The organism is Ruegeria sp. (genome assembly GCF_965221235.1).
Lineage (GTDB): Bacteria > Pseudomonadota > Alphaproteobacteria > Rhodobacterales > Rhodobacteraceae > Ruegeria.
Window position 1 is genome coordinate 642,102 of sequence record NZ_CBDCRS010000004.1, and the last position, 23,411, is coordinate 665,512.

General features: G+C 59.4%; 23 protein-coding genes and 1 tRNA gene. 17 read left to right on the top strand and 7 right to left on the bottom strand.

Annotated elements, in window-relative coordinates; translation table 11 throughout:
- Nucleotides 1–3 precede the first annotated feature (3 nt).
- Nucleotides 4–291: an Asp-tRNA(Asn)/Glu-tRNA(Gln) amidotransferase subunit GatC gene (gene gatC / locus ACOQOY_RS06245; RefSeq protein ID WP_170325838.1), complete on the bottom strand. Its 288-nt coding sequence runs from the start codon at nt 289–291 to the stop codon at nt 4–6.
- A 228-nt stretch (nt 292–519) separates the two neighbouring features.
- On the opposite strand from gatC, the gene ACOQOY_RS06250 reads away from it, so the two are divergent.
- Nucleotides 520–678, top strand: coding sequence for a hypothetical protein (locus ACOQOY_RS06250; protein WP_420584603.1), 159 nt, complete (start codon nt 520–522; stop codon nt 676–678).
- Between the two features lie 145 nt (nt 679–823).
- A complete protein-coding gene (locus ACOQOY_RS06255; RefSeq protein WP_420584604.1) occupies nt 824–1,387 on the top strand; it encodes a DUF4202 domain-containing protein in 564 nt (187 codons plus the stop codon).
- Here ACOQOY_RS06255 and ACOQOY_RS06260 read toward each other — a convergent pair.
- A complete protein-coding gene (locus ACOQOY_RS06260) occupies nt 1,384–2,031 on the bottom strand; it encodes a ceramidase domain-containing protein (RefSeq protein ID WP_420584605.1) in 648 nt (215 codons plus the stop codon). The genes ACOQOY_RS06255 and ACOQOY_RS06260 overlap by 4 nt on opposite strands.
- Nucleotides 2,032–2,089: 58 nt before the next feature.
- On the opposite strand from ACOQOY_RS06260, the gene ACOQOY_RS06265 reads away from it, so the two are divergent.
- Nucleotides 2,090–2,782 (top strand): metal-dependent hydrolase, encoded by a 693-nt coding sequence (locus ACOQOY_RS06265; protein ID WP_420584606.1) that lies wholly within the window; start codon nt 2,090–2,092, stop codon nt 2,780–2,782.
- Here ACOQOY_RS06265 and ACOQOY_RS06270 read toward each other — a convergent pair.
- Nucleotides 2,772–3,233 carry a nucleoside deaminase gene (locus ACOQOY_RS06270; protein WP_420584607.1) on the bottom strand — a complete coding sequence of 154 codons (462 nt, stop codon included), beginning with the start codon at nt 3,231–3,233 and terminating at the stop codon, nt 2,772–2,774. The two genes, ACOQOY_RS06265 and ACOQOY_RS06270, sit on opposite strands and share 11 nt — an antisense overlap.
- Nucleotides 3,234–3,294: 61 nt before the next feature.
- On the opposite strand from ACOQOY_RS06270, the gene ACOQOY_RS06275 reads away from it, so the two are divergent.
- From ACOQOY_RS06275 to ACOQOY_RS06340, 14 genes are all read left to right on the top strand, one after another.
- On the top strand, nt 3,295–4,104 hold the full coding sequence (locus ACOQOY_RS06275; RefSeq protein ID WP_420584608.1) for a pseudouridine synthase: 810 nt from the start codon (nt 3,295–3,297) through the stop codon (nt 4,102–4,104).
- 174 nt (nt 4,105–4,278) lie between these two features.
- Complete coding sequence (locus ACOQOY_RS06280; RefSeq protein WP_420584609.1) at nt 4,279–5,193, top strand: 5-bromo-4-chloroindolyl phosphate hydrolysis family protein; 915 nt, start codon at nt 4,279–4,281, stop codon at nt 5,191–5,193.
- Between the two features lie 30 nt (nt 5,194–5,223).
- Nucleotides 5,224–6,414, top strand: a complete 1,191-nt coding sequence (locus ACOQOY_RS06285) for a toxic anion resistance protein (protein ID WP_420584610.1) — start codon at nt 5,224–5,226, stop codon at nt 6,412–6,414.
- 43 nt (nt 6,415–6,457) lie between these two features.
- The gene (locus tag ACOQOY_RS06290) at nt 6,458–7,384 is read left to right on the top strand and encodes a DUF2927 domain-containing protein (protein ID WP_420584611.1); all 927 of its coding nucleotides are present in this window, start codon (nt 6,458–6,460) and stop codon (nt 7,382–7,384) included.
- 21 nt (nt 7,385–7,405) lie between these two features.
- Nucleotides 7,406–8,554, top strand: a complete 1,149-nt coding sequence (locus ACOQOY_RS06295; RefSeq protein ID WP_420584612.1) for an SPFH domain-containing protein — start codon at nt 7,406–7,408, stop codon at nt 8,552–8,554.
- 35 nt (nt 8,555–8,589) lie between these two features.
- Complete coding sequence (locus ACOQOY_RS06300) at nt 8,590–9,675, top strand: TFIIB-type zinc finger domain-containing protein (RefSeq protein WP_420584613.1); 1,086 nt, start codon at nt 8,590–8,592, stop codon at nt 9,673–9,675.
- Between the two features lie 106 nt (nt 9,676–9,781).
- On the top strand, nt 9,782–10,450 hold the full coding sequence (locus ACOQOY_RS06305; protein ID WP_420584614.1) for a nitroreductase: 669 nt from the start codon (nt 9,782–9,784) through the stop codon (nt 10,448–10,450).
- 21 nt (nt 10,451–10,471) lie between these two features.
- Nucleotides 10,472–10,909 (top strand): D-aminoacyl-tRNA deacylase, encoded by a 438-nt coding sequence (dtd, locus tag ACOQOY_RS06310; RefSeq protein ID WP_420584615.1) that lies wholly within the window; start codon nt 10,472–10,474, stop codon nt 10,907–10,909.
- Nucleotides 10,909–12,012 carry a DUF4147 domain-containing protein gene (locus tag ACOQOY_RS06315; protein WP_420584616.1) on the top strand — a complete coding sequence of 368 codons (1,104 nt, stop codon included), beginning with the start codon at nt 10,909–10,911 and terminating at the stop codon, nt 12,010–12,012. The genes dtd and ACOQOY_RS06315 overlap by 1 nt, the downstream gene beginning before the upstream one ends.
- A gap of 347 nt (nt 12,013–12,359) precedes the next feature.
- On the top strand, nt 12,360–13,949 hold the full coding sequence (locus tag ACOQOY_RS06320; protein WP_420584617.1) for an ABC transporter substrate-binding protein: 1,590 nt from the start codon (nt 12,360–12,362) through the stop codon (nt 13,947–13,949).
- Between the two features lie 8 nt (nt 13,950–13,957).
- Complete coding sequence (locus tag ACOQOY_RS06325) at nt 13,958–14,914, top strand: ABC transporter permease (protein ID WP_420584618.1); 957 nt, start codon at nt 13,958–13,960, stop codon at nt 14,912–14,914.
- Nucleotides 14,911–15,726 (top strand): ABC transporter permease, encoded by an 816-nt coding sequence (locus ACOQOY_RS06330; protein ID WP_420584619.1) that lies wholly within the window; start codon nt 14,911–14,913, stop codon nt 15,724–15,726. The genes ACOQOY_RS06325 and ACOQOY_RS06330 overlap by 4 nt, the downstream gene beginning before the upstream one ends.
- The gene (locus ACOQOY_RS06335; RefSeq protein WP_420584620.1) at nt 15,723–17,360 is read left to right on the top strand and encodes an ABC transporter ATP-binding protein; all 1,638 of its coding nucleotides are present in this window, start codon (nt 15,723–15,725) and stop codon (nt 17,358–17,360) included. The genes ACOQOY_RS06330 and ACOQOY_RS06335 overlap by 4 nt, the downstream gene beginning before the upstream one ends.
- Nucleotides 17,361–17,511: 151 nt before the next feature.
- Nucleotides 17,512–18,348: an alkaline phosphatase family protein gene (locus ACOQOY_RS06340; protein ID WP_420584621.1), complete on the top strand. Its 837-nt coding sequence runs from the start codon at nt 17,512–17,514 to the stop codon at nt 18,346–18,348.
- On the opposite strand, the gene ACOQOY_RS06345 is transcribed toward ACOQOY_RS06340, so the two are convergent.
- The 4 genes from ACOQOY_RS06345 to ACOQOY_RS06360 all read right to left on the bottom strand — a co-directional run bounded on the left by ACOQOY_RS06345 (nt 18,349) and on the right by ACOQOY_RS06360 (nt 23,355).
- Nucleotides 18,349–19,272, bottom strand: a complete 924-nt coding sequence (locus tag ACOQOY_RS06345) for an alpha/beta hydrolase (protein WP_420584622.1) — start codon at nt 19,270–19,272, stop codon at nt 18,349–18,351. It abuts the gene before it with no gap.
- A gap of 13 nt (nt 19,273–19,285) precedes the next feature.
- Nucleotides 19,286–21,175, bottom strand: coding sequence for an acyl-CoA synthetase (locus ACOQOY_RS06350; RefSeq protein ID WP_420584623.1), 1,890 nt, complete (start codon nt 21,173–21,175; stop codon nt 19,286–19,288).
- 156 nt (nt 21,176–21,331) lie between these two features.
- Complete coding sequence (locus tag ACOQOY_RS06355; protein WP_420584624.1) at nt 21,332–23,152, bottom strand: ABC transporter transmembrane domain-containing protein; 1,821 nt, start codon at nt 23,150–23,152, stop codon at nt 21,332–21,334.
- Between the two features lie 128 nt (nt 23,153–23,280).
- Nucleotides 23,281–23,355, bottom strand: a tRNA-Gly gene (locus tag ACOQOY_RS06360).
- Nucleotides 23,356–23,411 lie beyond the last annotated feature (56 nt).

A 23,411-nucleotide genomic window follows, 5' to 3' on the forward strand; every position in this document is an offset into this window, starting at 1 on the left:
GTCTTACTCCACCACTTTGGGGACTGCGAAAAAGCCTTCGCGCGCGTCCGGGGCATTGGCCAGAACCTTGTCCTGCTGGTTTCCGTCGGTGACCACATCCTCACGACGCTTCAGGCGCATCGGCTCGACCGAGACCATCGGCTCGACGCCTTCGACATCCACTTCATTCAGTTGTTCGATGAACCCAAGGATGGTGTTGAACTCGGACGCCAGCGCGGGCAGCGCGTCATCCTCGACCTTGATCCGGGCCAGTTTGGCCACCTTGGCGGCGGTGCTTTGGTCAATCGACATCGGAAAACCTCATATGCGTTAGGGGGCATTTACCTGTCTGATGCCCGGGTCGCAAGGGGACCAAGAGGCAGATGCGCACCTGTTTCAGCCGCGCCGCCTGAGCAGCCATTCAAAACTGAATATGTCATATGCAAAAAAGTAAACTGATTAGTTCAGTTCTTGCCTTGAAAAACTAAACTGTACTGTTCATTTCATAACCACGGCACAGCCGCAAACCGGAGAAAGATCATGAAAACCTTCATCACCGCAGCCCTTCTGACCGCAACTGTCCTTAGCACCCCGGCGATGGCATTTGGTGTTCCTACACACACCCTGATCCCCAACATGTCATTCCCCGAGCCGGTTCAGGAACCGGTAACGAAAGGCCAGACCAACCCGAGCAAGTAACATGAACGATGTCGCCGGGCCGACCACCCCCTTCGGCCCGGCCGGGGTGCAAAAGACTGCTGCATCTCGGACAACCACCCGCTACGATGGTGTTAACTAACCCGCCGGACTGCATCGCAAATCCGGCAAGCCAACGGAGCGGAAGATGAGCCCACAAAAGCAAGCGGTTCTGGACGCGATTGATGCGGCCAACAGGCAAGACCCCAACTTTGAAGACGGCCAGCCGGTCGAACTGCTTTATGGCCAGCGGATGAGCGCCGAGTTGGATCGCCTGTTCCCTGACGCCTCGGATATTTTGCAGATCGCAGCGCGCGGGCAGCACGTGGAACGCTGGAAACTGGCGCGCAGCGAATACCCCGAAGGTCGCGCCGGTTATCTGGCATGGCGCAAGGCCCAAGGCGTGCATCACGCTGACGTCGTGATGGGGATGATGGAACAGGCCGGATACAGCGCGGATGATATCGAGGCCGCCGGTCGCATTGTGCGCAAACAGGGCATCAAGCGCGACGATGAGGTTCAGGCGCTGGAGGATGTAATCTGCTTCGTGTTCCTCAAATGGTATTTCGCACCATTTGCCGAGAAACACTCAGCCGAGAAAATTCAAAGCATCGTTGAGAAAACCGCCCGCAAGATGTCAGCCGAGGGTCGCGCGCGAGTTTTGGCTGAATTCGACCTGCCCAGCCATCTGGCCTCTGCGTTTCAAGACTAAACGCGGGCCATGTGTCTGCGATAGACCTCGATCATCCAACCCAGCATGATGGCATTCAGAATATGCCACATGAAATGCGTCCCCAGCGGGATCTGCGCACAAATGGGTTCGTCCAGTGCCCGGAAGGTGATCGAGGCAATCAGGATCACTGCCCCAATGGCCAGACCACGGGCGGTGTCCGGTACGCGGTGACGCAGAAGAAGCGCGTAGATCAAGATCAGCAACGGCACCGGAGCGTAGGCTGCTGATCCGCCCAAACCCGGAACGAATTGAAACAGAGGGATCGTCGCGGCGGCGTACGGGATGAACAAGGCCGTCACGAGGGCCGCAGGCAATGGCTTCATGTGCCACACATTGCGATTGATCGCGAAGATATAGACCAGAATGTACAGCAGAATCGGCAAGACATCCGCCATCGCAGACCAGACCTGCGCGTGGGTGTGAAACAGGTAACTGCCGATTCCTATGGCAGCCAGAATGACCACTAATACCATTGCCAAGGGCATCCCCTGCCCCTTTACCCTGCGCCACATAACAAAGGCGGCGATCAGAAACGCCGCGTTTGTCACGGCGTTTATAGGCTCGGCCCAATAGGCGGGCGTGAGACGCTCGCAATAGCCATCAATTTCCTGCAACCAGTCCATGAATTTTTACATAGCCGATGCTAGGTTGATGCCAACAGTCTGAACGGGAGGTTTTTTCATGAATATCATTTGGCTGGGCCACGGCAGTTTCCGCATCGAAACCGGAGGGCAAGTACTGCTGATCGACCCGTGGCTGACCGGCAACCCGGTCCTGTCCGAAGATCATCATGACAACGCTTTGGACGGTGCGACGCATATCCTTCTGACCCACACGCATTTCGACCACGTGGCCGATGTCGTGTCTCTGGCCAAGCATCTGAAGGTTCCGGTGGTCGGTCAGTACGATCTGATGGGGTACTGGAGCGAGGCCGAAGAACTTGAAACCATCGGATTCAACAAGGGCGGAACAGTAAATCTGAACGGTGTTATGGTGTCGATGGTACCTGCCTCTCACAGCTCGACCTTTTCAACGCCGGACGGTCTGCGGACAGGCGGCAGCGAGGTTGGCTTCATGATCGCGTCCGAAGGACACATGCTCTACGTCTCTGGCGACACCGATATCATGGCCGATATGGACTGGATGGGGGATTACTACAAACCCGATATCGGCATCCTGTCGGCGGGCGGGCATTTCACCATGGACATGAAAGCGACGGCCTATGCGGCCAAGCGGTATTTCAACTTCAAGACGGTGATTCCCTGCCATTACAAGACCTTCCCGATTCTGGAACAGTCTGCTCAGGCGCTGATTGATGGGCTGCCGGGGGTGGACGTGATTGAGCCGGAGTTGATGAAACCCATCACTCTTTAGGGTCACGCCGCGCGGCGAAAAAGGCTTTCAAAAGATCGGCGGCTTCTCGCGCTGCGATGCCATCGTAAATCTCGGGGACATGGTGCGCCTGCTTGTGCGAGAACACACGCGCACCATGAGCCACGCCGCCGGATTTTGGATCGGCGGCACCGTAGTAGATGCGCCGTATGCGTGCCGCAGCCAAGGCCGCTGCGCACATCGCGCAAGGCTCCAACGTTACATAGAGGTCGTGATCGGGCAGCCGTTCAGAGCCTGCCTCGGCGCAGGCCGTGCGCAGGGCGAGAATTTCGGCATGGGCGGTGGGGTCGTTCAACTCACGCGTCCGATTGCCCGCCGCGGCCACGATGCGCCCGTCAGGCGCAACGATGACGGCGCCCACGGGAACCTCTCCGCGGTCTGCCGCTGCGCGCGCCTCAACCAGCGCTTTGTCCATATGCGATCTGAACTCCATGCCTCTGACTGCATCAGAAACCTGGCTTTCGCAAGACGACGGGATGCGCTATGGGCTGCGGATGACCAAAACCCCTCCTCCCGGCGACCGGATCGCCAAAGTCCTTGCCCGCGCGGGCGTTGCTTCACGCCGTGAAGCCGAACGCATGATCGAAGCCGGTCGTGTGAGTGTGAATGGCAAGACCATCTCCAGCCCCGCACTGAACGTCACCGGCAAAGACAAGATCACCGTTGACGGCAAGCCGGTGTCCGAGCCCGAACCCTCGCGCCTGTGGCTGTATCACAAGCCGCCCGGTCTGGTGACAACGACTCGCGACGAAAAGGGCCGCGCGACCATCTTCGACAACCTGCCCGAAGACATGCCGCGCGTCATGAGCGTTGGACGGCTGGACCTGAATTCGGAAGGTTTGCTTCTGCTGACCAACGATGGCGGCATCAAGCGCACGCTCGAATTGCCCTCGACCGGGTGGCTGCGCAAATACCGCGTGCGGGTGAACGGACGCCCCAAAGAGGAAGACTTTGCACCGCTGCGCAAGGGTTTGGTGATTGACGGCGAACGGTTCCTACCGATGGACGTTTCGCTGGATCGCCAGCAAGGTGCCAACGCCTGGCTGACCATCGGCCTGCGCGAAGGGAAGAACCGCGAGATACGTCGCGCGATGGAGGATATCGGCTTTGCCGTGAACCGTCTGCTGCGCGTTTCCTATGGCCCGTTCCAGCTGGGCAGTCTGAAACCTGGTGAGGTCGAAGAGATCCGCCGCCGGGTGATGCGCGATCAGCTAGGGCTCGACGCGGAACCCGACGCCAAACCCAAGCGCCCCGCGCGACCGCAAAGAAAACGAGCACCGATCGGCAAGAAAACTCGCAAGTGACGCGGGTTTAGCAACCTTCCCCCTAGCGCCAAGCCCGCGCATCGCCTAAATTTTCCGTGAGCGTTGCTATTGGGGGGCGTCATGTCCGGGACCGGAGTGCAAAAACTGGCCTACGCGGCCCTGCTGGTGCTGTTGTTTGGTGTTTGCACCGGCGTGCTGGGGGGCCTGTAGTTCATGGCAAAGCGGTATGGCGGAAAATACAGCCCTGAAGGCGGCGGGTCGGATGATGATCCGCAACCGCGCGGGCAGTTCCACGGCGCGCGGGTTGAACCTGCGGGGGCGCGGGCGAATATCCTGTTCCTACCCGCCATTCCGCTGATCTTTCTGTCACTGAACGATGGCGCAATTGGCATGACCATCGGGCTGGTCGCAGCGGGCCTGCTGACCGGTGCCGCGTTCCTGCTGCGCGAGGGCCTGCGCGCCGAAGCGGCCTATAATGCACGTCGCACTGCACGACGCCCTGCTTTCCCCCGCAAGATTTTTTCAAGCGTGCTGACCGGGCTTGGCGTGGCACTTGCGTCCTATCGGACCGAGTATCTGGACGCTGAGACCGCTGCACAGGTCAGCTTGGTGGCTCCGATCCTGTTCGGGATCGTAGCGGCGGCGCTGCATTCTGTATCCTTCGGGCTGGACCCGATGAAAGACAAGGGCAGGGAGGGGATCGACACCTTCCAGCAGGACCGCGTGGCCCGCGTGGTCGAAGATGCGGAAACCCACCTGACCGAAATGACCGATGCCATCAAACGCGCGGGAGATCGTCGGGTTGAGGCACGCGTCGAAAGGTTTCAGGACACCGCCCGCGATCTCTTCCGCACAGTTGAAGAAGACCCGCGCGATCTGGCCGGGGCGCGCAAGTACCTGACCGTCTATTTGCAGGGTGCCCGCGATGCTACAGTGAAGTTCGCTGATGTTTATGCCCGCACCCGGGATGCGCAGGCCTTGGCGGATTACACGGCCCTGCTGGACGATCTTGAACAGAATTTCGCGGCTCGTACCCGCAAGATGCTTTTGGATGACCGCAGTGATCTGACGGTTGAAATTGACGTGTTGCGCGAACGGTTGCAACGCGAAGGCGTCCGGTTGGACTGACCGGCCCATTTGTTGAGAAAGGATTACCCCATGTCCGATGCGATCAAGAACAAGGCGGTCGAAGCCGAGACGCTGGTACAGGAAGTGACAGCCGTTGCCCTGCCCGAGCCGGTGGCCGAAATAGTTTCGCTGGAAGAAGCAGACGAACCGGTCAGCGCTGAGATCCGCAAGCGGATGGATGAAATCGACATGGGCAATACCAACTCGATCGTCTCATTCGGTTCGTCCGCACAGGCCGAATTGCAAGAGATCAGCCAAGCCATGCTGGCAGATGTGCGCAACAAGGACGTCGGCCCCGCCGGGGACAGCCTGCGCAATATCGTGACCACGATCCGCGGATTCTCAGTCAGCGAGTTGGATGTGCGCCGCGAGCGGAGCTGGTGGGAGAAGCTGCTGGGCAAAGCGGCCCCATTCGCCAAGTTCACTGCACAATATGAAGACGTTCAGGGCCAGATCGACCGGATCACCGACGACCTGTTGGGCCACGAGCATACGCTTCTGAAAGACATCAAATCTCTGGACCTGCTCTATGAAAAGACGCTGGGCTTCTACGACGAACTGGCGCTTTACATCGCGGCGGGTGAGGAAAAACTGACCGAACTGGACAGCCACGACATCCCAGAAAAAGAGGCCGAGGTTCAGGCCGCACCCGAAGAAGAACAGGTCATGAAAGCGCAGGAGCTGCGCGATATACGCGCCGCGCGGGACGATCTGGAGCGCCGTGTGCATGACCTGAAACTGACTCGTCAGGTGACGATGCAGTCACTGCCTTCGATCCGGCTGGTGCAGGAAAACGACAAGTCTCTGGTCACCAAGATCAACTCGACCCTGGTCAACACCGTACCGCTGTGGGAAACGCAGCTGGCGCAGGCCGTCACCATTCAACGCAGCGCCGAAGCTGCCGCTGCTGTGCGGGATGCGAACGATCTGACCAACGAACTGCTGACCTCGAACGCGGCCAATCTGCGGCAGTCGAACAAGATGATCCGCGAGGAAATGGAACGCGGTGTATTCGACATCGAAGCGGTCAAGCAGGCCAATGCCGACCTGATCGGCACCATCAATGAAAGCCTTGCCATTGCCGATGAAGGCAAAGCCAAGCGAGCCGCCGCGGAACAGGAATTGCAGAAGATGGAGACCGAGCTGCGCGACACCCTCGCCGCTGCAAAGGCCCGCAAAGACGGGATAGGCGACAATGCCGGAACGGCGGTGCCGGGCTAACGGTGGGCGAAACGTGCGGTTAGCGGGATTTCTGAAGCCTCTTTTGGGCCTTTCTGCGCTGTTGGCCTTGGCCAATTGCGACGAAACGCTGACGTCGTCGGTTGTCCCGCAACCGCGCCCGGCCGCGTCCGCGCCGGAACCAAATGCATATGTACCGCCGTCCGCGGCCAGTCAGGATTTGGCCCGGTTCTATCAAAGGGTCGAACGCGACCTGGTGACCCGAGGGTTGCTGCGAACGGATGGAGGCGGCCCCGACACGCCCTATGACGCCAGCGATCTTGAGCGTAATTTCGAGACAATCGCCTTTTACAGCGAATATCCCGACCACGCAGTGACGGCGACCGCGTACACGACCGAAGGACAGCTCAGCCGCTGGTCGGGTCCGGTTCGTGTTCAGGCCGAGTTCGCCCCGACCGTCCCGCCCGAAATGCGCGCGCAGGACACGGCTCAGGTTGAGGCATTTACCGCTCGTCTGGCCAGGCTGACGGATCATCCGATCTCGGTCGTGAGCCGAAAGGCCAATTTCCACGTCTTTTTTGCGGGTAAGGATGACAGCGCGTATGTCGTGAGCCGGATGAAACAGTTGATCCCAGGCATCGACCAGCCGGTTCTGGACCTGATCGCCAATCCGCGCGCCAACATTGACTGTTTCGTCATCGCCTCTCCGACCAACCTGTCGCCGCACCGGTTTGTGCGTGCCGTGGTTCTGATCCGTGCAGAATTGCCTGACCTGATGCGGCGCAGCTGTATTCACGAGGAAATGGCTCAGGGTCTTGGCCTGTCCAATGACAGCCCCGCGGCGCGGCCCTCGATTTTCAACGACGATGATGAATTTGCGCTGCTGACCAGCCATGATGAGAAACTTTTGACCATGCTTTACGATCCGCGCCTTGAACCCGGTGTGACGGTGGAAAACGCCCGCCCCGTGGTGCGGATCATTGCACGTGAATTGATGGGCCAGCCTCTCTGAGCCCAAGGAAAGGAGACCCCAATGGGTATTTTCGATTTTCTGACCGGAGAATTTATCGACGTCATTCACTGGGTCGACGACACCCGCGATACTATGGTCTGGCGGTTTGAGCGTGAGGGGCACGAAATCAAATACGGCGCCAAGCTGACCGTGCGCGAAGGTCAGGCGGCTGTGTTCGTGCATGAAGGGCAGTTGGCGGATGTTTTCACGCCGGGTCTCTATATGCTTGAGACCAATAACATGCCGATCATGACGACGCTTCAGCACTGGGACCACGGCTTTCAATCTCCGTTCAAGTCCGAGATTTATTTCGTCAATACGACACGGTTCAATGACCTGAAATGGGGCACCAAGAACCCGATCATGCTGCGTGATCCCGAATTCGGGCCGACCCGTATCCGGGCCTTTGGCACCTATACGGTGCGCGTCAAGGATGCCGCGAAATTCCTGATTGAGATCGTTGGCACCGACGGCGAATTCACCATGGACGAGATCAGCTTTCAGATCCGCAACATCATCGTGCAGGAATTCAGCCGCGTCATCGCGGGCTCGGGTATTCCGGTTCTGGACATGGCCGCCAACACCGCCGATCTGGGCAAGCTGATCGCGGCCGAGGTATCTCCAGTCCTGGATGGATATGGGCTAGAGATGCCCGAATTCTACATCGAGAACATATCCTTGCCGCCCGCAGTTGAAGCGGCTCTGGACAAGCGGACATCGATGGGACTGGCCGGCGATCTGGGCAAGTTCACCCAGTATTCCGCCGCCGAGGCGATGACGGCCGCCGCCAACAACCCCGGTCAAGGAGGCGGCATGGGCGCAGGTCTTGGCATGGGTATGGGAATGGCCATGGCACAACAGATGTCGAACATGGCAGCGGGTCAACCGAGCGGCCCGTGGGGCAGTTCCGCCCCCGCTGCCCCGCAACCGGCAGCACATGCGGCACCGCCGCCGCCCCCGCCGGTTGAGCATGTGTGGCATATTGCCGTGGATGGACAGACCAGCGGACCGTTCTCAAAAGCCAAGATGGGACGCATGGCAACCGAAGGAGAGATCACGCGCGACACCCATGTCTGGACCGCGGGTCAGGACGGGTGGAAAAAGGCCGGAGATGTTCAGGAACTGGCGCAGTTGTTCACCATTTTGCCGCCACCCCCGCCCGGAGCCTGATCGACCTGAGGCCACAGCATGAGCTTGGTTGCACAATGACCGAAGAACACAGATTCCCCTGCGGGCAATGCGGTGCGGACTACCGGTTTAACCCTGAGGATGGCTCGTTGACCTGTGACCATTGCGGGCATTCCGAAGCGATCGGTGCTGGCCCTTGGGGCGGTGCCAGCTTGAAAGAGCTGGATTTCGACGCAGCCATTGCCGACCGCCTGCCAGACAGCGAGATCGAAGAAACCCGCGTTCTGTCGTGCCCCAACTGCGCCGCTCAGGTCGAGTTTGATCCGGCCACTCACGCCGCTGAATGCCCGTTCTGTGCAACGCCTGTCGTTACGGATACCGGCGTAAACCGGCACATCAAGCCGCGGGGAGTGCTGCCCTTTGCCCTGAATGAACGTGCGGCCCATAAGGCGATGGGGGATTGGCTGGGCCGGTTGTGGTTTGCGCCGAATGGGTTGAAAGACTACGCGCGTAAGGGGCGCAAGATGCAAGGCATTTATGTCCCCTACTGGACCTTTGATGCGGACACGCAGTCCAGCTATCGCGGCGAACGCGGCACCGTTTACTACGAAACCCGCACCGTCATGCGGGACGGCAAGCGGGTACAGCAACAGGTCCCCAAGGTCCGGTGGTCTCCGAAATCCGGGCGGGTGAAGCGGTTCTTCGATGACGTGCTGGTGCTGGCCTCAAAATCGCTGCCCAAAAGCTATACCGACGCGTTGGAGCCTTGGGATCTGCCAGCTCTGGAACCCTATCAGCCGGAATACCTCGCCGGGTTCCGGGCCGAGGCTTATACGGTGGAATTGCGAGAGGGCTATACTGAGGCGCGCGGGTACATGGCGCGGGTGATCGAACGGGATGTGCGCTTTGACATCGGCGGCGATCGTCAACGCATCCATGCGATTGATACGGATGTGCGTGATGTGACCTTCAAACATATCCTGCTGCCGGTCTGGATGGCGGCTTACAAGTATCGTGGTCAGACCTATCGGTTTGTCGTGAATGGCCGGACCGGTCGTGTTCAGGGGGAACGCCCATGGTCTGTCATCAAGATCACCATCGCGGTTGTTCTGGGTCTGCTTGTGGCCGCTGGCGTCGGGTATCTGATGGCAACCAACCAGTAGGACCAGTACAGGTCAGATACCTGCCAAACAGGCAATGTTAGCGCTTGAACTTCACAACATCAGACGCCATTCTGCGCCGCGTCATCGCCTGTGGCAGGAGGCCGGATTGACCCTAGCTGATTTGAACACTTTGCTGACCGCACGGCATTCCTGCCGGGCGTTTCTGTCCAACGCTGTGCCAAAGGACGAGATTGAGCAGATTCTGACCAGCGCCGCCCGCGCGCCCAGCTGGTGCAACGCCCAGCCTTGGCATGTCATCCTGACCAGCGGAGAAGAAACCGACCGGTTTCGCGCAGCGATGCAAGCCGAGGCCGCAACAGGGGCACCTGCCCCGGACCTGCCGTTCCCAACCTCTTATCCCGGTGTTTATCAGGATCGCCGCCGAACCTGCGGCTGGGCTTTGTACGAGGCCGTCGGGGTTCAGCGCGGGGATCGTGAGGGCTCGGCCCGGCAGATGATGCAGAATTTTTCGCTGTTTGGCGCGCCGCATTGCGCCATTGTAACCAGCCCCGCTGAGCTTGGCGCTTATGGCGCAATGGATTGCGGCGGCTTCGTCACCGCGTTTACCCTGGCGGCGCAGGCGCTTGACGTGGCAACGATCCCGCAAGCAGCACTGGCCGCATACAGCCCATTCTTGCGTCGCTATTTCAAGATCGCCGAGGATCGCAACATACTTTGTGCGATTTCGTTCGGGTATGCGGACACCGACCACCCAGCCAACAGTTTTCGCACCGACCGCGCCGATCTGACTGAGATCGTCGAATGGGTCGGCTGACTAAAGCAGCGGAGAAAGATATTGCGTGCAGTTCTGCAACGAGTGTCCCGGGCCAATGTTTCGGTAGATGGTCAGGTGATCGGCCAGACCGGGCCGGGGTTGATGATCCTTGTCTGCGCCATGCAGGGTGATGATGAGGTCAAAGCGGATCAACTGGCGGCCAAAATTTCAAAACTGCGCATTTTCAAGGATGACGCGGGCAAAATGAACCGCTCGGTGAAGGATATTGGCGGCTCGGCGCTGGTGATCAGCCAGTTCACTCTTGCGGCGGATACCTCGCGCGGGAACAGACCGGGATTTTCTGAGGCCGCCGCGCCGGATGAAGGAAAGCGCCTCTACGAAGTCTTTGCAGAGCAGCTACAGAGCCACGGCGTACCGGTGGAAACGGGGCAGTTCGGCGCGGATATGGCGGTTGAGTTGGTCAATGATGGGCCAGTCACGATCTGGATGGAAAGCTAATGGACAGAAAAGAACAAGCCATTCGAATTTGGCAGGCCGGGGTAGACGCGGTTGGAGGATACACCGCGACCAGCAAGGTTCTGGACGGCGTCCCTGTACCCGATCAAATTTTGGCCGTTGGCAAACCCGCTGCCGCCATGGCCCGCGCTGCGCTGGATCATTTCGGGGCACGGCCGACGCTGGTTGTCACCAAGGACGACCACGGGCGCGATCTGCCTGACGACGTGACGGTCATCGAGGCGTCTCATCCGGTCCCCGACTCTCGCAGCCTTGAGGGCGGACGGGCCTTGCGCCAGGCGGTTGAGGCGATGCAGCCGGGCTCTCATTTGCTGCTTTTGGTATCCGGAGGCGCATCCTCGTTAGCTGAGGATCTGGTGCCGGGGAAAACACTGGCTGATCTCGCGCAACTGAACAAAACACTGCTGTCACAGGGGCTGGACATCACTGCGATGAACGCCGAGCGGCGCAAGCTGTCACGGATCAAGGGCGGCGGGCTGGTGTCCTGTTTCAGGGGCGAACAGGTTACGGTACTTGCGATTTCGGATGTACCTGGCGATGACCTGAACGTTATCGGGTCGGGGATCGGCGCCCTGCCCGATGCCACTGAGTTTCGCGCAACGGCGCAGATCGTGGCCTCAAACGCACATGCCCGCGCTGCCGCCGCAGAATTAGCTCAGGCAGAAGGCGTTGATCTATTGGCCAACGAAGAATGCCTGCATGACGACTATCTGACGATCGCTCATAAGCTGGGCGACCGCATTCGTGCCATGCCGCGCGGAGCGATGGTGTTTGGTGGGGAACCCACGGTAGTACTGCCCGAATCCCCGGGGCGCGGCGGGCGCAATCAGGCGCTGGCGCTGGCGTTGGCTCATGAGATTGCAGGTTGCGACGGGATCACGGTTGTCGTCGGAGGAACCGATGGAACGGACGGCCCGACTCAGGCAGCAGGCGCGGTTATCGACGGAAGCACATGGGGCGACGGGGCCAAAGAGGCGTTGCGCTGTGCAGACAGCGGCAGCTATCTCGACCGCAAGAACGCGCTGCTTGTGACGGGTCCGACCGGGACAAACGTGATGGACCTGCTTGTCGCAATCCGTAGCTGATTTGGCGATTTTGACCCCACTCGGATTGCAAATCGCCCGGAAAGTGCGGGCAAACCTGTGCAGATGAAAGAAGAAATCGGGACTCTTTCATGTACCGATTCAAGCCACTGAATGCGGGCCTGCTCTCCGCACGCAGCTGGCGGTAAGGGGAGGGTTAAAACCAAATTCAGAATGCGGATGTTCGCGCAGAAACCCGAGCGACCTCTTCCTCGCTGCACCATGTATGTTTCCGACGTTTCCACCGGGGCGATTTACACTTGCCGGGACTGCCGAAATACGCCTAACTTGACTCACGCGTCAATAAAAAGCCCGCAAAGGGCGAAATTCCATCAACTGGGAGATTTTGGATGAACGAACAACTCACTCACATGACCGATCAGGTCACAGCGGGCAAGCTGACCCGTCGCGAATTCATGGGGAAAGCGGCTGCTTTGGGCGTTTCCGCAGCAATGGCCAGCACGCTGTTTGCCGATGCGGCCCGTGCGGCAGGACCCAAGAAGGGCGGCACGATGAAGCTGGGGATGTTGGGCGGCGAAAGCACCAACACGCTGGATCCGGCGCCCGCCGCAACGCAGGTTCCGGGGATGGTTCTGCGTCTTTACGGCGATCAGATCGTGGATGTTGGCCCCGATGGCAGCATCAACTCGCGCCTTGCGGAAAGTGTCGAAGGTTCGGACGATGCAACCATCTGGAACTTTAAGGTTCGCAATGGTGTTGAGTTCCACAATGGCAAGACTGTCACCGCCGAAGACTTCCTGCGGACGGTCGAACGTCATGCGAACGAAGATTCGAAGTCCGGTGCGTTGGGTGTGCTGCAAGGCATCAAGAGCATGAAGGCTGAAGGGGACGTTTTCACGGTTGAGATGGAAACCCCGACCGCTGACCTGCCCTATCTGATGGCCGACTGGCATCTGGTCGTGCAGCCCGATGGCGGTTTCGATGATCCCAATGCAGGGATCGGCACCGGCCCCTATATCATCGAAGTCAACGAACCTGGCGTGCGCCATACCTTTAAAAAGAACCCCAACTACTGGGATGACAGCATCGGCCACGTTGAAGAGGTCGAGGTTCTGGTCATCAACGATGCAACCGCCCGGATGGCGGCGCTGCAATCGGGTCAGGTTCACATGGTCAACAGTGTTGACCCCAAGGTTGCCGGTCTGCTGGGCCGCGCACCGAACCTGGACATCCGCTCGGTCTCGGGGCGCGCGCATTACATCTTCCCGATGCACTGCAACACGGCACCATTCGACAATAACGACCTGCGCATGGCGCTGAAACACGCGATCAACCGTGAGGAAATGGTCGAGAAAATCCTGCGCGGCTTTGGCTCGGTCGGCAACGACATCCCGGTCAACGCCTCGTATCCCCTGTTCGATGACAGCATTGAACAACGCGCCTATGACCCGGAAAAAGCGGCCGAGTATTACAAGAAGTCCGGCCACGACGGTTCGCCCATCGTGCTGCATGTCTCGGACGCGGCCTTTGCCGGTGCGGTGGATGCGGCCCAGCTGTTCCAGCAATCTGCTGCCGCAGCTGGCATCAACATCGAGATCGAGCGCGCGCCGTCCGATGGGTACTGGTCCGAAGTTTGGAACGTCAAACCGTTCTGTGCATCGTACTGGTCGGGCCGCCCGGTTCAGGATCAGATGTACACAACCGCGTATCTGTCCAGCGCCGACTGGAACGACACCCGCTTCAACGTCCCGGAATTCGACGAACTGCTGTTCGCGGCCCGCGGCGAGCTGGACGAAGCCAAGCGCAAAGAGATGTACTCGAAAATGGCCATGATGGTTCGCGATCAGGGTGGCCTGATTGCACCGATGTTCAACGACTTCGTCGATGGCGTGTCTACGAACGTGCAAGGTTACGAGGACGATCCGAACGGGTTCCTGATGTATTCCTGGGCTCCGATCAAATGCTGGCTGGATGCGTAAGGTAAAACATGCACCCTATTTTGAAACTGGTTTCCCAGCGCATTGCGCTGGGTCTCCTACTGCTGGTTGGTGCTTCGGCCTTGATTTTCGGCCTTACCGAAGCCCTGCCTGGCGACGCTGCGCAAGCCGTCCTGGGCCAGTCTGCAACACCTGAATCCCTCGCCAACTTGCGCGAGGAAATGGGGCTGAACCGCCCCGCCCTGACCCGGTACTTCGAATGGTTCGGAGGTATTTTGCAGGGGGATCTCGGGACCTCACTCACCAACAAGCTCGACATCGCCGAATCCGTCGGCAACCGCTTGGGCAATACGCTTTTCCTTGCATTCTGGGCCGCCATCATCTCGGTTCCGCTTGCCATCTTTCTGGGCCTGCTGGCTGTGCGCTATCGCAACCGCTGGCCGGACAAACTGATCTCGGCCGTGACGCTCACGACGATTTCAATTCCCGAATTCCTGATCGGCTATGTGCTGATCTACTTTGTGGCCGTTAAGTTGGGCATGTTCTCGCCGCTGGCCATGATCAACGACAGCATGTCACTTGGGGCGAAACTGAACGCGATCGCGCTGCCGGTAATCGTTCTGACTCTTGTGGTGCTGGCCCACATGATGCGCATGACCCGCGCCGCAATCCTGAACGTGATGCAGTCGGCCTATGTGGAAACAGCCGAGCTCAAGGGCCTGAGCAACTTTCAGGTCATCTACCGCCACGCTTTCCCCAACGCGGTTGCGCCCATCGTCAACGTGGTGATGCTGAACCTCGCCTATCTGGTTGTCGGCGTCGTCGTGGTTGAGGTGGTGTTCGTCTATCCGGGCATGGGGCAATATCTGGTTGACCACGTGACCAAACGTGACGTGCCGGTGGTTCTGGCCTGTGGTGTGATCTTCGCCGCCATCTACATAAGTTTGAACATGATTGCAGACATCGTTGCCATTCTGGCCAACCCAAGGCTGAGGCATCCGAAATGAAGAACATCCCTATCTCTGCAATGATCGGGCTGGCCTTCACCGCCCTTTATTTCATCATCGCCCTCTTTGCGCCTCTGCTGGCCCCCTATGGTATGGCCGAGGTTGTGGGCGACGTATGGGAGCCATCCAGTTCGGAGTTCTGGCTTGGAACCGACAATATCGGCCGCGACCTGCTTAGCCGTATGATCTACGGCGGACGCACGACGATCTTCATCGCCACGGCGGCGACAATCCTCAGCTTTGTAACCGGCTCGATCCTTGGCTTTCTGGCCGCCGTGCTGGGAGGCTGGGCCGATCAGGTTATGTCGCGGGCGGTGGACCTGATCATGTCGATCCCGACCCTGATCTTCGCGCTGGTTGTTCTGGCCATGGTGCCTGTGACCATCCCGATCCTGATCATCGTCATGGGCCTGCTGGACGCCACCCGCGTTTATCGTCTGGCCCGCGCTGTCGCTGTGGACATCGCCGTGATGGACTATGTCGAGGCTTCGCGCCTGCGTGGTGAAGGTCAGGTCTGGGTCATCTTCCGTGAAATCTTGCCCAACGCCCTGTCACCGCTGGTGGCCGAGCTGGGTCTACGGTTCATCTTCATGGTTCTGTTTGTCTCGACCCTGTCGTTCCTGGGTCTGGGCGTACAACCACCGCTGGCCGATTGGGGCGGCATCGTGAAGGAAAACAAGGACGGCATCGTCTATGGCATCGGCGCGGCATTGTACCCCGCAGTCGCCATCGCGACGCTGGCAATCTCGGTCAACCTTGTGGCTGACTGGGTCCTGAACCGTACCACATCGCTGAAAGGAGGCCGGGGATGAGCGATCCAATTCTCAAGGTCCGCGACCTCAAGATCGGCGCGACCGTCTATCCGCCGGGTGAGAAACCCCATGACATCGAAATCGTGCACGGGGTCAGCTTTGACCTCGCGCCCGGCAAGGTGCTGGGGCTGATCGGTGAATCCGGGGCCGGTAAATCCACCATCGGTCTGGCCTCGATGGCCTATGGCCGGGGTGGCGTGAAGATCACCGGCGGTGAGGTTTGGGTCAACGGGCGCGATATCCTGAAGACCTCGCATGGGGATATCCGCAAGCTGCGCGGTGGCGAAGTCACCTATGTGTCCCAATCCGCCGCCGCGTCCTTCAACCCGGCCAAAAAGATCATGGATCAGGTGGTCGAGGCGGCGGTCGAACAGAAAAAGTTCAGCCGCAAAGAGGCCGAGAAACGCGCCCGCGAACTGTTTGCCAAGCTGGGTCTACCAGATCCGGAAAATATCGGTGATCGTTATCCGCACCAGGTTTCCGGCGGCCAGCTACAACGCTGCATGACGGCGCTGGCGCTGTGTCCCGAGCCTGATCTGGTGGTTTTTGACGAGCCAACAACGGCGCTGGACGTGACCACTCAGATCGACGTTCTGATGGCCATCAAAGAAGCCATCGCGGATACCGGCGTTGCCGCGCTCTACATCACCCACGACCTCGCGGTTGTGGCGCAGGTGAGCGACGACATCATGGTTCTGCGGATGGGTAACACGGTCGAATACGGCAACACCGATCAGATCATCAACAACCCGCAAGAGGAATACACGCAGGCGCTGGTCTCGGTGCGCTCGATTGAGCACGAAGAAAAACAGCCGACCCCCGAGCCAGTGCTGACCGTTGACGGGATCACCGCCCGCTACAAGGGGCTGAATTTCGACGTGCTGCACAACGTGAATGTCGAGCTTCATCCGGGGCAAACACTCGCCGTAGTGGGCGAATCCGGCTCGGGCAAGTCAACGCTTGCGCGGGTGATCACTGGTCTGTTGCCACCGCGCGATGGTGAGATCACCTTTGCCGGGCGCAAGCTCTCACCTGATCTCAAAGGCCGCACCCGCGAGGATTTGCGTGAGTTGCAGATGATCTACCAGATGGCCGATGTTGCTATGAACCCGCGTCAGACCGTGGGCACGATTATTGGCCGGCCGCTGGAGTTCTACTTCAACATGCGCGGGTCCGAAAAGCGTAAGCGGATTATCGAGTTGTTGGATGAGATCGAACTGGGCGAAAAGTTCATCGACCGCTATCCGGCTGAACTGTCCGGGGGGCAGAAACAGCGTGTCTGCATCGCGCGGTCACTGGCCGCCAAGCCCAAGATGATCATCTGCGATGAAGTCACCTCCGCGCTGGACCCGTTGGTGGCGGATGGCATTTTGAAACTGCTGCTGGATCTACAGAAGATCGAGAACGTGGCCTATCTGTTCATTACTCACGATCTGGCGACGGTCCGGGCGATCAGCGACAGTATTGCGGTGATGTATCAGGGGCGCGTGGTTCGGTATGGTCCCAAGTCACAGGTGCTGAGCCCGCCGTTTGACGACTATACCGACCTTCTGCTCAGCTCGGTGCCCGAGATGCATCTGGGCTGGCTCGAAGAGGTTGTCGCCCATCGCAAGATGGAAAGCGCGGGGAACTAACCCGCTCTGTGACGGTTTGATGAAAACTGAAAATCCCGGCGCTTTGTCTGATGACAGGTGTCGGGATTTTGTTATTGGGGGCGCGAACAGGCGGCCCCGGCGTGGCGAATCCCCTAGGGTCGCCTGAAAGACTGAAAGAAAGGCTCAGGGCATGGACCGCAAACTTCTGTTGATCATTCTGGACGGTGTTCCGTGGCGCAACTTCCGTCGTCTGTTCGGCAACCTTGAAGGCTGGGTCGACAGCGGTGAGGCACAGGTCTGGAAGCTGCGCGCGGTGCTGCCGTCGACTTCGGCCAGCTGCTATGCCTCGATCCATACTGGCGTCACACCGCAGGAACATGGGTGCACCGGTAATGGCAATGTCTTCCGCCTGAGCCATAAGGACGTGTTCAGCCAGGTGCGTGAGGCCGGTGGCGTGACCGGGGCGGTGACGCACAGCTATTGGTCGCAATTCTTCAATCGGCACCCGTTCGATTACGTCCGCGACGTGGAATATGACGAACCAGACAGCAAGACGATCAACCACGGCCGGTTTCACACGATGACCGGCTATGGAAAGGCCAACCAGATGACCCCGTCGGATGTTGATCTCTATGCAACGCTGACCAACCTGTGCCTGCGCTTCGGGTTGGACTACGGCATTCTGCACACCTGCACACTGGACAGCATGGGCCACCGGTTTTTCCATGATCGCGAGGAAATGGATCACGCCTGCTTCGTCGCGGATGAGATGTTGGCCCCCTTCATCCCTCGCTGGCGTCAGCTTGGATATGAGGTCATCGTTACCGCCGACCACGGCCAGGATGAACGCGGCCACCACGGTGGGCGCGGCCCGTTGCAGCAGGAGACGGCGCTGTATTACTTCGGTGACGCCAAAGGCCCTGAAGTGGACGCGGTGATCGACCAGCTCCAACTCGCTCCGACGATCCTGAACCGTATGGGTGCGCCTTTGGCCGAGACGATGAAGGCCAAGCCGTTCCTGAAATAATCAGTCGTAGGGCCAAACCTGCTGGCCCAGCGCCTCGATGGCTACTGATATCCGTTCGAAACTGTCGGCGGCGCGTTTGACCGAACTCCGCGCCCGCAGATACCCATGCACAAGGCCCGGCTCATTGATCCAGTGCGCCTGCCCTCCTGCGGCGGTGATCCCGTCACAATAGACCTGCCCGTCGTCACGCAACGGGTCGCAGTCCGCCGTCACAACCACGGTCGGCGGCAAGCCCGAGAAATCAGAATCCTGCAAAGGTGCGAAACTGGGGTCTGCATCCGGTGCGGCACCACCACAGCGCACCCTTTCATAGAACCGGATTTCATCCAGTGTCAAAAGTGGCGCATGGGCGTGCTCGACATAGGACCCGGCGGATGTGTCTCCGCCCAACCCCGGATAAATCAGAACCTGCCCTAAAAGACCGTCGAGCCGTCCGCGCGCATGATGCGCCACAGCGGCCGCGAGATTGCCGCCTGCACTGTCCCCGGCAAGAACAATCGGATCGCCATATTCCTGCGCCACCCAATTGGTCGCAGTCCAGCTGTCCCGAAACTGTGCCGGGTGGACGTGTTCGGGACACAGGCGATAGTCCACGGCGACCACGCGATACCCGGTCTGGGCGCAAATCTCGGCACAGACATCATCGTGGCTGTCCAACCCGCCGACAACGAAACCGCCGCCATGAAAATAGACGACGGTTCGTGTGGGATCTCCGGCGGTGTAAACCCGGACAGGCACGCCATCGGCGGACCTGTCTTGCGCATTCACACTGTCTGGTCGGGGCTGGCGAAAATCCTGACACATTGCGTCATAGACGCGGCGCTGATCCTCGATCGAGCGGCCAACGGCATCCTCGGGATAGCTTTCCGCCGTGCGCTTTATGAACGCCCATGTTTCCTCATCAATCAGACGCTCATAATCCATTGTCCCTCCGCGGTCAGGCAGCCCATTCCCATGGCCGGGTGAATGCGCCCAGCACTTTGCTGACATCGTCCTCGGATGAGCCGTTCGCGTCAAGCTGCGCGACAAGCCCGCGCTTTTTGTCGTCGATCACCGAGGCGACGCGCGCATCCAGACCGGCCTCTTCCAGAGCGCCGTTGTAGATGCGGGTGATCGCCTGTTTGCGCAGCTCGGGTTTGAACACTTTGCCGACGGCGGTTTTCGGTAGCTCGTCCAGAATGGTCATGTGCTTGGGTTGCGCTGCACGTTCGTGGACATGCACTTTGCAATGCTCCATCAACTCTTTCTCTGTGACGCTGGCTCCGTCGACAAGTTCGACAAAGGCACAGGGAACCTCGCCCGAATAGGCGTCGGGCTGACCGATGGCACCCGCAAAGGCGACGGCGTCGTGACCCAACAAGGCTTCTTCGATATCGGCAGGGTCGATGTTGTGGCCACCACGAATGATCAGGTCCTTGGCACGACCGGTGATCCACAGATAGCCATCTTCGTCAAACCGGCCCAGATCACCCGTGCGCAGGTATTTATCGAAGTGGTACAGATCCACGTTCTTGTCCGCCTCGGTATAGGTGTTGCCTGCATAGACACCGGGGTTTGAGATGCAGATTTCCCCGATCTCATCCGTAGCGCAGTCCTTGGGCCCCTCTGGCCCGGCCTGTAGGATTTTCACATCGGTATAAGGGAACGGTATTCCGATCGAGCCGATTTTCTTTTCGCCATCCACCGGGTTGCACGAGACCAGACAGGTCGCCTCGGTCAGACCGTAGCCTTCTACGATAGTGACACCTGTGGCCTCTTCGAACCGGCGGAACAGTTCCACCGGAAGCGGGGCCGAGCCCGAAAACGCGGTTTTCACGGTCGAGATATCGGCATCAACCGGGCGCTGCATCTTGGCGGCGATGGCAGTGGGAACGGTGATGATAAAACTGACTTTCCAGCGTTCGATCAGCTTCCAGAAATTGTCGAATACGCCATCTCCGCGATAGCCTTGCGGTGTCGGGAACACCACATGCGCGCCCGAGGACACGGCGGCCATCATGATCACGTGCACCGCAAAGACGTGGAACATGGGCAGCGGGCACATGATCACGTCTTCTTCCGAGAACAACAACGTATGACCCAGCCAGCCATTGTAGATCAGGCCCGAATACTTGTGCTGCGCCACTTTAGGCATACCAGTGGTTCCGCCGGTGTGGAAATAGCAGGCAACACGATCTTCCTTGCTGTCTTCAAAAGTCAGTGTCGTGGGCTGCTTGGCCAGTTCCTGAGTGAAGTTTTTGTAGGTCGCATGGGCCAGATGCTCTTTGTCGCCCATCTTGGGACGCAGGAACGGCACAATCCACGATTTCGGCGGCGTCAGATAGCTGTTCAGGTCAATCTCGAGGATGGTGTTCACGTTGGGCGCATGCCGCACTGCTTCTTCTACCTTTTGCGCCACATCCGTCTTTGGGAAGGATTTCAGCGTCACAACCACTTTGGCCCCGGTCTCGCGCAGGATGGCGGCGATTTGCTCCGGTTCCAGCAACGGGTTGATCGGGTTGACGATCCCGGCAACGGCGCCGCCCATCATGGTGACAAGCGTTTCGTTGCAGTTAGGCAGAATGTACGCCACCACATCGGTTTCGCCGACGCCCAGAGACCGGAACAGGTTGGCCGCCTGATTGACCTGCCCCAGCAACTGAGACCAGGTCAGCGTTTCCGCCTTGTCGGTCGGGCCGGAAAACAGCTGAAAGCTTATCGCATTTCTGTTAGGAAACTTCTCTGCGGTGCGCGACAGCAACTGGTGGAATGTGACCGGAACGTCGCGGTGCTCCCACGGCATTTCCTGCTCCATCCTTGCCTTGTCTTCCAAACCCACAAAAGCCATGTGGTTCCTCCCTTATCTCTCCCGTGTCCGGCACGGGTTTTGCGTCCATCCCAAGATGGAAGCAAAACCGCGCAGGTTCAAGAAAGGGCTTAGCTGTGAAGGCAACAAAGGGGTAGAATTACGCTGCGGACCGAAAAGACCTGCCCCTGCGTCAGGTCACTCGGCTGCAACACCGTCAGTAAATTGCAGGCGCGCCAAACGGGCATAAAGGCCATCCTGCGCCACCAGATCGTCATGGGTGCCTTGCGCCACGATACGACCGGCCTCCATCACCACGATACGGTCTGCCTTTTTGACGGTCGCCAGACGGTGCGCCACGATCAAAGTGGTCCGACCTGCGCGCATCTGGTCCACTGCGCCCTGCACTGCCCGCTCGCTTTCTGCATCCAGCGCCGAGGTCGCCTCGTCCAACAGCAGAACCGGCGCGTCGCGCAGGATCGCACGGGCAATGGCGATGCGTTGCTTTTGCCCGCCGGACAGCATCACGCCGCGCTCACCGACGAAACTGTCATAGCCTTCGGGAAGGGCCGAGATGAACTCATGCGCGGCAGCGGCACGGGCAGCGGCCTCAACCTCGGCATCAGTTGCGTCGAGGCGGCCAAAGCGGATGTTCTCACGCGCCGAGGCCGCAAAGATCACCGGATCCTGCGGCACCAGCGCCATGTGCTTGCGGAAATCGGCCCGGTCGATGTCGCGCAGATCAACGCCGTCGAGACTGACGTGGCCAAACGTCGGGTCGTAGAACCGCTGGATCATCTGAATGACCGTGGTCTTGCCTGCGCCCGAAGGACCAACAAAAGCCACTGTTTCACCGGGATTGACCTGCAACGACAGGTTCTCAAGCGTCACGACATCAGGGCGCGAGGGGTAGCGGAAGGTCACATCTTCAAACCGAATTTCGCCCCGCACCGGCGTCGGCAGCGCGGCGGGTTTGGACGGATCGACCACCGTGTCCTGCGCATTCAGCAGTTCAACCAGCCTTTCGGTTGCTCCGGCGGCGCGTTGCAACTCGCTCCAAATCTCTGACAAGGCCGCCACAGATCCGGCCATTATGATCGAGTAGATCACGAACTGGATCAGAACGCCCTCGGTCATCACACCGTTGCGGACGTCGTTCGCGCCCATCCACAACACACCGACGATGCCCGAGAACACCAGAAAGATCACGATCACGGTCAGAACCGCACGGGTCTGAATACGCCGCAGCGACACCGCGTATGAGGTTTCGGTCATGTCGCCGAACTGCTTCCGGCTGGCGTGTTCATGGGTAAAGGCTTGTACCGTCTGCACCGCGCCTAGCGCTTCGCCCGCGTTACCGGACGAGGCGGCGATCCAGTCCTGGTTTTCACGGCTGATCACCCGCAAACGGCGACCCAGGACCAAAATCGGCACGACCACCAACGGGATCAGCAACAGCACCATGCCGGTCAGCTTGGCCGAGGTCAGCAGCATCAACACCAACCCACCGAGGAACAGCAGCATATTGCGCAGCGCGATGGAGACGGACGAGCCCAGAACCGACTGAATCAGCGTGGTGTCCGTGGTGATCCGACTCAGAACCTCTCCGGTCATGATCCGTTCGTAGAATTCGGGGCTCATGCCAATGACGCGGTCGAACACGGCCTTGCGGATGTCGGCCACAACCCGTTCGCCCAGCCGGGTCACAAGTGCATAACGGAGGCCAGTTCCCAAGGCGAGAATCGCGGCAATCCCGAGGGCTGCCAGAAAATACCAGTCCAGCAATTCTCCGTCTTCGATGCGAAAATTGTCGACCACGCGGCGCACAGCCAGAGGCAGGGCCAGTGTCATGCTGGCAGTCAGAACCAACGCCACAATTGCACCCGTCATCAACATCCGATACGGGCGCATAAAGGGCCACAGCGAAGCCAGAACGCCGATTTTCTTGGATGTTGCACGCTCTTCGCTCGCGCCCGGGGCGGATTGCTGTGCTGAACTGGCTGAGGCGGTTCTTGCCATGCTTGGCCCTTAAATCATGTTCGCATTAGGGTGATTGCTTCTTGGCCGCAGCAGACGGCAGGGTCAAGCAGCGCAAGACAGATTGGCACCCGGTCAGGGCCTTTTGACGCAGAATTTTGGGGCTGACTTGGAGCGGGCGGCGGGAATCGAACCCGCTTCATCAGCTTGGAAGGCTGAGGTAATAGCCAGTATACGACGCCCGCTCAGCGGAGGTCGGTTTAAGCGATGCGTTTGGTGCCGTCAAGCGAAGTTCAGCGAA